Here is a 6,139-nt window from a genome sequence, read left to right as displayed (position 1 = left end):
ATCCGGAGGTGATGAGATGTGCGGGCTCACCCCCGTCGCATGAGGCGGCGAGCGGGCGTCCATCCCATGCTCGTGCCATGGTCGAGCCCACCAGCCCGCCTCCGACCCGGCGTGCCCGCGTGCGCGCCCGGTGGTCGCAGCTGCAGGCGCGTCGCGACGAGCTCGTCGAGCGCGCCCAGGCGGGCCGGGCGCACCGGACGGTCGACTTCCTCTTCCGGGCCTTCGAGCACGACCGGGACGCGGGAGGGGCGCTGCTGGCCAGTGCACTGGCCTACCGGCTCTTCCTGTGGCTGCTGCCGGCCACCCTGATCCTGGTCGGGTGTCTCGGCTTCGTGCCCCCCGGATCGGCGGGCGAGGGCGCCTCGGCGATCGGCCTCGGGTCCGACGCCGCCCAGGAGATCGAGCAGTCCGCCGCCCAGGCGTCGGACGGCCGTTGGTTCCTGCTGGTCTTCGGGCTGTGCACGCTGGCGTGGGCGTCGTCCAACCTCGCCCGCGCGATGTGGGCCGCCACCCTGCTCGCCTGGCAGCTGCCCATCCGCCGGCTCGAGCGGGAGTACCTCGCCTCCGGGTTCGTGGTCGTCGGCGTGCTCGTCGCCGCGATGACGTCGCTGGCGGCGAACTGGATGCGCTCGCAGCGAGGGGCGTGGACGCTCGTGGCCGTGGTCTTCATGCTGACGGTCTTCCTCGCCCTGGCGTGGTCGCTGCTCCGGGCACTGCCGCACCCGGAGGCGGTGTCCGGGTGGGGCCTGGTCCCGGGCGCGCTCGTCTTCGCGATCGGCGTCGAGCTCCTCCACCTGTACACCGTCATCTACCTGTCCAGCCGCTACACGACCGAGGTGTACGGCGTCCTGGGCGGGGCGGCCACGTTCCTGCTGTGGGGCTACCTCCTGTCGCGACTGCTGATCGGGGCCACCACGGTGAACCGGGTGTGGCACAGCAGTCCGCTCGTGGAGACACCGACCACCCCCGACGCCTTCATCGCGGCCTGGCAGGGCCGGGCGCGACACCGGCGGCGATGAGCGTCCGGACTACGATCGGCCGCATGGAGGGTCAGGACGTCGCGACGCGCAGCGAGCGCAAGGAGCGCACCCGGCGCGCGATCCTCGACGCGGCCCTCGGGCTCACCGACGACACCAGCCTCGTCGCGATCTCCCTGCGCCAGGTCGCCAAGGAGGTCGGCATCGTGCCGACCGCGTTCTACCGGCACTTCGACTCCGTGGAGTCCCTCGGGCTCGCCCTGGTGGACGAGAGCTTCGTGTCGCTGCGCGAGCTGCTGCGCGACGTGCGCACCCGCGCCCCCGAGTTCGTCGACCTCATCGACGAGTCGATGGTGGTGCTCGTCGCACACGTCCGTGACCACCCCGCCCACTACTCCTTCATCGCCCGGGAGCGGATGGCCGGTCCGGCCCAGGTCCGCGGGGCCATCCGGCACGAGATCGAGCTCACCACCCGCGAGCTGGCCACCGACGTGGCGCGACTCCCGGGGACCGACACCTTCTCCCACGACCACCTCCACCTGCTGGCGGACCTCATCGTCTCGCTCGTGGTGACGACGGCCGAGCGACTCGTCGACGACCCGTCCGCCGAGGCCCGCATCCTGGCCGACACCCGCACCCAGCTGCGGATGCTGCTGGTCGGCGCTGTCAACTGGCGCTCGGGACGCTGAGGGACCGCCATGGGACTCGCCGCGGACCTCGACTACCGCCACCGACCGGCCAACGCCTTCCAGCGCGGCGTGCAGGCGTTCGGCTCCAGCCGGCCGGGGGCCTGGATCTTCTCCCGGACGCTGCGGCACCTCGACACGGCCGTCGCCCGGGTGTCGCGGGGGCAGCAGAGCGCTCCCCAGCTGCTGGCCGGCCTGCCCGTCCTCGACCTCACGACGACCGGACGCCGGTCCGGGCAGCCGCGCACCAGCCACCTGATCTCGATCCCGGTGGGCGACGACCTGGCCCTGCTCGGCACCAACTTCGGCCAGCCGTCCACCCCGGCCTGGGTCCTCAACCTCGAGGCCGACCCGCACGCGACCGTGGCCTTCCGCGGGCGCACCCTGCCGGTGGTGGCGCGCCCGGCGACCGATGCGGAGCGTGCTGCGGTGACCGAGCGCTCCCGCGGGATCTACGGCGGCTACGCGAAGTACCAGCAGCGGATCAGCGGGCGCCACGTGCGGATCTTCGTCGTCGAGCGGGCCGGCTGAGCTCAGCTCCCGGAGCGGGGYACCACCGGGCGCACGGTCACCTCGGGGATCGTCGCGTCAGCGGGCAGGTCGAGGACGTGCAGGAGCGTGTCGACCACCGTCTCCGCAGAGATCCACCGGGAGGAGTCGTAGGTCCGGCCCTCCTGCTCGTGGACCTTCTCCTGCATGGGCGTGGCGGTGCGGCTCGGGAACACCGTGGACACCCGCACCCCGTGCTCCAGCTCCTCGGCCCGCAACGCGTCGGCGAGGGCCCGGAGCCCGAACTTCGAGGCGGCGTACGCCGACCACTCGGCGCTCGCCGAGAGCCCTGCGGAGGAGTTCACGAACACGACGGTGCCGTGCGCGCGCCTGAGGTGCGGGAGCAGCTCGCGGGTGAGCACCGCGGGGGCGGTGAGGTTGACGGTGATCTGCTCCTCCCACTGCTGGAGGCGCAGCCGCGAGACCGGTGCGAGGTCGACGACGCCGGCCACGTGCACCAGGGAGTCGAGGGGTCCGTCCACCTGCCGACCCAGGCCGTTGAGCGTGCCCGGGTCGGCCAGGTCGGCGACGAGGTACGCCGCGTCGGGCAGGTCGGCACGCATCCGCTCGGCGCGCGACTCCGAGCGGGCCAGCAGCACCAGGTCGTCGCCCCGCTCGGCGAGGCGGCGGGCCAGCACGAGCCCGATGCCCGACCCGGCTCCGGTGAGCAGGTGCCTCACGGCGCGGTCCTCACGGCGCGGTCCTCATCGGGTGAAGACGACCTTGCCGAAGACGTCGCCGGCGGCCATGGCGGCGAAGCCGTCGCGGGCGTCGGTCATCGGCAGGGTGCGGTCCACGAGCGGGCGGGTGCCGGTGGCGTCGAGGAGGTTGACCAGCGAGGCCAGCTCGGCACGGGTGCCCATCGTGGAGCCGATGACCTGCAGCTGGAGGAAGAAGATGCGGGTCAGCTCGGCGTCGTCGAGCTGCGGGCCGCTGGTCGTGCCGCTGATGACGACCTTGCCACCCGGGCGCAGCGAGCGGATCGAGTGCGACCACGTGGCCCGCCCGACGGTCTCCATCACCGCGTCGACCTTGACGGGCAGCCGGGCGCCGGACTCGAAGACCTCGTGGGCGCCGATCTCCAGGGCACGCCGGCGCTTGCCCTCGTCGCGGCTGGTCGCGAGCACGGTGAGGCCGCCGGCCCGGGCCAGGGTGATGAGCGCGGTGGCCACGCCACCGCCGGCGCCCTGGACCAGCACGGTGTCGCCGGGCTTGAGGCTGCCCTGGGTGTAGAGCATCCGGTACGCCGTCAGCCACGCCGTCGGCAGGCACGCCGCCTCGGCGAAGCTCATCGACGCCGGTTTGGGGACCAGGTTGGCGCGGGGCACCACGACCCGGTCGGCGAAGGTGCCCTGGTGCCGCTCGGAGAGCAGCGAGCGCCTGGGGTCGAGGGTCTCGTCGCCGGACCAGGTGGGGTCGCTGATGACGGCGTGCACCACGACCTCGTTGCCGTCCTCGTCGATGCCGGCGGCGTCGCACCCCAGGATCATCGGCAGGGCGTCCTGCTTGAGGCCCACCCCGCGCAGCGACMAGAGGTCGTGGTGGTTGAGGCTGGCCGCCCGGACCGTCACCGTCGTCCACCCCTCGGGCGGCGTCGGGTCGGGGCGCTCCCCCACCACCAGGCCGCTGAGCGGGTCGTCGGAGCTGAAGGACTCGGCGTACACGGCGAACATGCGTCGACCCTAGCGGCGTGCGACCCCGTCGCGACGCGCAGCCGTCGCGACCGCCTCGCGGACCGCGCCGGGGACCCTGGGGTCGAAGGGCGACGGGATGACCAGGTCCGCGGACAGGTCGTCGCCCACCAGGTCGGCCAGCGCGTGGGCCGCGGCGAGCTTCATGCCCTCGGTGATGGCGGTGGCGTGCACGTCGAAGGCCCCGCGGAAGATCCCCGGGAAGGCCAGCACGTTGTTGATCTGGTTGGGGAAGTCCGAGCGGCCGGTGGCCACGACCCGGGCATACCTGCGGGCGAGGTCGGGGTGCACCTCGGGCGTGGGGTTGGCCAGCCCGAAGATGATCGCCTCCGGCGCCATCGACGCCACGATCTCCTCCGGCACCGAGCCTCCGGAGACCCCGATGTAGACGTCGGCACCGACCATCACGTCGGCGAGGCTGCCGCTGCGGCCGAACCTGTCGGCGGTGTCGCGGGCCAGCGCCGCCTTGACGGGGGTCAGGTCGGAGCGCTGCGAGTTGAGCACGCCACGACGGTCGATCACGGCGAGGTCCTCGACCCCGGCCTCGAGCAGGATGCGGGCCACCGCCACCCCGGCCGCGCCGGCGCCCGAGATCACCACGCGGGTGCCCTCCGCGGTGCGGCCGGTGAGGCGCAGGGCGTTCTTGAGGGCCGCGAGCGCGACGACGGCGGTGCCGTGCTGGTCGTCGTGGAAGACGGGGATGTCGAGCATCGCCTTGAGGCGGTCCTCGATCTCGAAGCAGCGGGGCGCCGAGATGTCCTCGAGGTTGATGCCTCCGAAGCTCGGCGCCAGGCGGGCGACGGTCTCGATGATCTCCTCGACGTCGGTGGTGTCCAGGCAGATCGGGACGGCGTCGACGCCGCCGAACTGCTTGAAGAGCACCGCCTTGCCCTCCATCACCGGCATCGCGGCGGCCGGGCCGATGTCGCCCAGGCCGAGCACAGCGGTGCCGTCGGTCACCACGGCGACGACGTTGGGGACCCAGGTGTAGTGCTGGGTCATCGAGGGGTCGGCCGCGATCGCCTCGCACACCCGGGCCACGCCGGGCGTGTAGGCCAGGGAGAGCTCGTCGGCGCCGGCGAGGGCGACCGTCGAGACGATCTCCATCTTGCCGCCCAGGTGGAGGTCGAAGACGGGGTCACCGGCGTGCGGGTGCTGCGGTTCCATGCCGCGATGATTCCACAGCTCAGGGGCGCGTCAGGTGCCGTCCCAGACGGGGTGAGGGCCACACCCGGGCCAGCACCACGGCGCGTACGTCGGCGTCGGCCACCGGCCCCCGGTGGCGTGAGTCCACCCCGTCGTCGGGGTTGTCGGACAGGAGCCACCACCCCGGTACGCCGGTGCGCAGCGCCCGGCGCCCGGCCGCCCGCTTGACCGCCAGGGTGCCGTCCGCGAAGCGGGCCAGCACCAGCCCTCCCACGGCGGGGACGGCGTCGTACCGGACGAGGAGGCGGTCGCCCTCGCGCAGGGTCGGCTCCATCGAGCGCCCGCGCACGACGGCGAGCCCCAGCAGGCGACGCGGCGCGCGTGTCCGGGCCCCACCCGCACGGGCGGGACCCGGGTCTCCAGTGGTCCTCACGCGGAGTAGTGTCGCAAGCGTTCGACGACACACCCACTGAGAGGACTGCGATGCTCCCCCAGCTGTTTGCCCGTACCGTCGAGGTCTCGGCGCACTGCGACCTTCCGTGCGGCGTCTACGACCCCGCCCAGGCCCGCGTCGAGGCCGAGTCGATCAAGGCGATCATCGCCAAGGTCGCCGACAACGACGACCCCGACTTCCGGACCCGCGCGGTCCTCATCAAGGAGCAGCGCTCGGAGCTCGTCAAGCACCACCTGTGGGTGCTGTGGACCGACTACTTCAAGCCCCCGCACTTCGAGAAGTACCCCCAGCTGCACACGCTGGTCAACGAGGCCACCAAGCTCGCCGGCGCCTCCGGCACCAAGGGTGAGCTGGACGCCGGCAAGGCCGACGAGCTGCTCGCCAAGATCGACGAGATCGCGGAGATCTTCTGGGAGACCAAGAAGGCCTGATCCCGGACCGGGCCACGTCGGCCCGACCGGTCAGATCCTGGGCGCCGCCCCAGTCCGCACCAGGTCCCCACGGGCCGTCGGACCGGGTGCGGCGCCCGCTGCGTTGCGGGCCGGGGTCGCGTCCGGCGGACCCTCCGGGGAGCCGGGGGCACACCGCCAGACGCGACACCGTGACACCGTGTCGCCGCTACTCAGGGCTCGGACC

Annotated in this window: 8 protein-coding genes; 4 read left to right on the top strand and 4 right to left on the bottom strand. The window is 73.0% G+C overall.

The window, feature by feature from the left end; genetic code table 11:
- Window positions 1-77 precede the first annotated feature (77 nt).
- The 3 genes from ACXJKL_RS12080 to ACXJKL_RS12070 are packed head-to-tail and all read left to right on the top strand — an operon-like array spanning window position 78 to window position 2,194.
- Window positions 78-1,019: a YihY/virulence factor BrkB family protein gene (locus ACXJKL_RS12080; protein WP_457207294.1), complete on the top strand. Its 942-nt coding sequence runs from the start codon at window positions 78-80 to the stop codon at window positions 1,017-1,019.
- A gap of 23 nt (window positions 1,020-1,042) precedes the next feature.
- The gene (locus ACXJKL_RS12075) at window positions 1,043-1,666 is read left to right on the top strand and encodes a TetR family transcriptional regulator (RefSeq protein WP_457207293.1); all 624 of its coding nucleotides are present in this window, start codon (window positions 1,043-1,045) and stop codon (window positions 1,664-1,666) included.
- A 9-nt stretch (window positions 1,667-1,675) separates the two neighbouring features.
- Window positions 1,676-2,194: a nitroreductase family deazaflavin-dependent oxidoreductase gene (locus tag ACXJKL_RS12070; protein ID WP_457207292.1), complete on the top strand. Its 519-nt coding sequence runs from the start codon at window positions 1,676-1,678 to the stop codon at window positions 2,192-2,194.
- 2 nt (window positions 2,195-2,196) lie between these two features.
- Here the strand turns inward: ACXJKL_RS12070 and ACXJKL_RS12065 are convergent, their stop codons facing one another.
- The 4 genes from ACXJKL_RS12065 to ACXJKL_RS12050 are packed head-to-tail and all read right to left on the bottom strand — an operon-like array spanning window position 2,197 to window position 5,482.
- The gene (locus ACXJKL_RS12065) at window positions 2,197-2,892 is read right to left on the bottom strand and encodes an SDR family oxidoreductase (RefSeq protein WP_457207291.1); all 696 of its coding nucleotides are present in this window, start codon (window positions 2,890-2,892) and stop codon (window positions 2,197-2,199) included.
- Window positions 2,893-2,916: 24 nt separating this feature from the next.
- Window positions 2,917-3,885, bottom strand: a complete 969-nt coding sequence (locus ACXJKL_RS12060; RefSeq protein WP_457207290.1) for a zinc-binding dehydrogenase — start codon at window positions 3,883-3,885, stop codon at window positions 2,917-2,919.
- 9 nt (window positions 3,886-3,894) lie between these two features.
- The gene (locus tag ACXJKL_RS12055) at window positions 3,895-5,070 is read right to left on the bottom strand and encodes an NAD(P)-dependent malic enzyme (RefSeq protein ID WP_457207289.1); all 1,176 of its coding nucleotides are present in this window, start codon (window positions 5,068-5,070) and stop codon (window positions 3,895-3,897) included.
- A 19-nt stretch (window positions 5,071-5,089) separates the two neighbouring features.
- A complete protein-coding gene (locus tag ACXJKL_RS12050; protein ID WP_457207288.1) occupies window positions 5,090-5,482 on the bottom strand; it encodes a S24/S26 family peptidase in 393 nt (130 codons plus the stop codon).
- Window positions 5,483-5,532: 50 nt separating this feature from the next.
- On the opposite strand from ACXJKL_RS12050, the gene sodN reads away from it, so the two are divergent.
- Window positions 5,533-5,934: a superoxide dismutase, Ni gene (sodN, locus tag ACXJKL_RS12045; RefSeq protein WP_457207287.1), complete on the top strand. Its 402-nt coding sequence runs from the start codon at window positions 5,533-5,535 to the stop codon at window positions 5,932-5,934.
- The last annotated feature ends 205 nt before the right edge of the window (window positions 5,935-6,139 follow it).

This window comes from Nocardioides sp. P5_C9_2 (genome assembly GCF_054049555.1).
The sequence above is the reverse complement of the archived record's forward strand: the minus strand, read 5'-3'. Positions and strand labels throughout refer to the sequence as shown.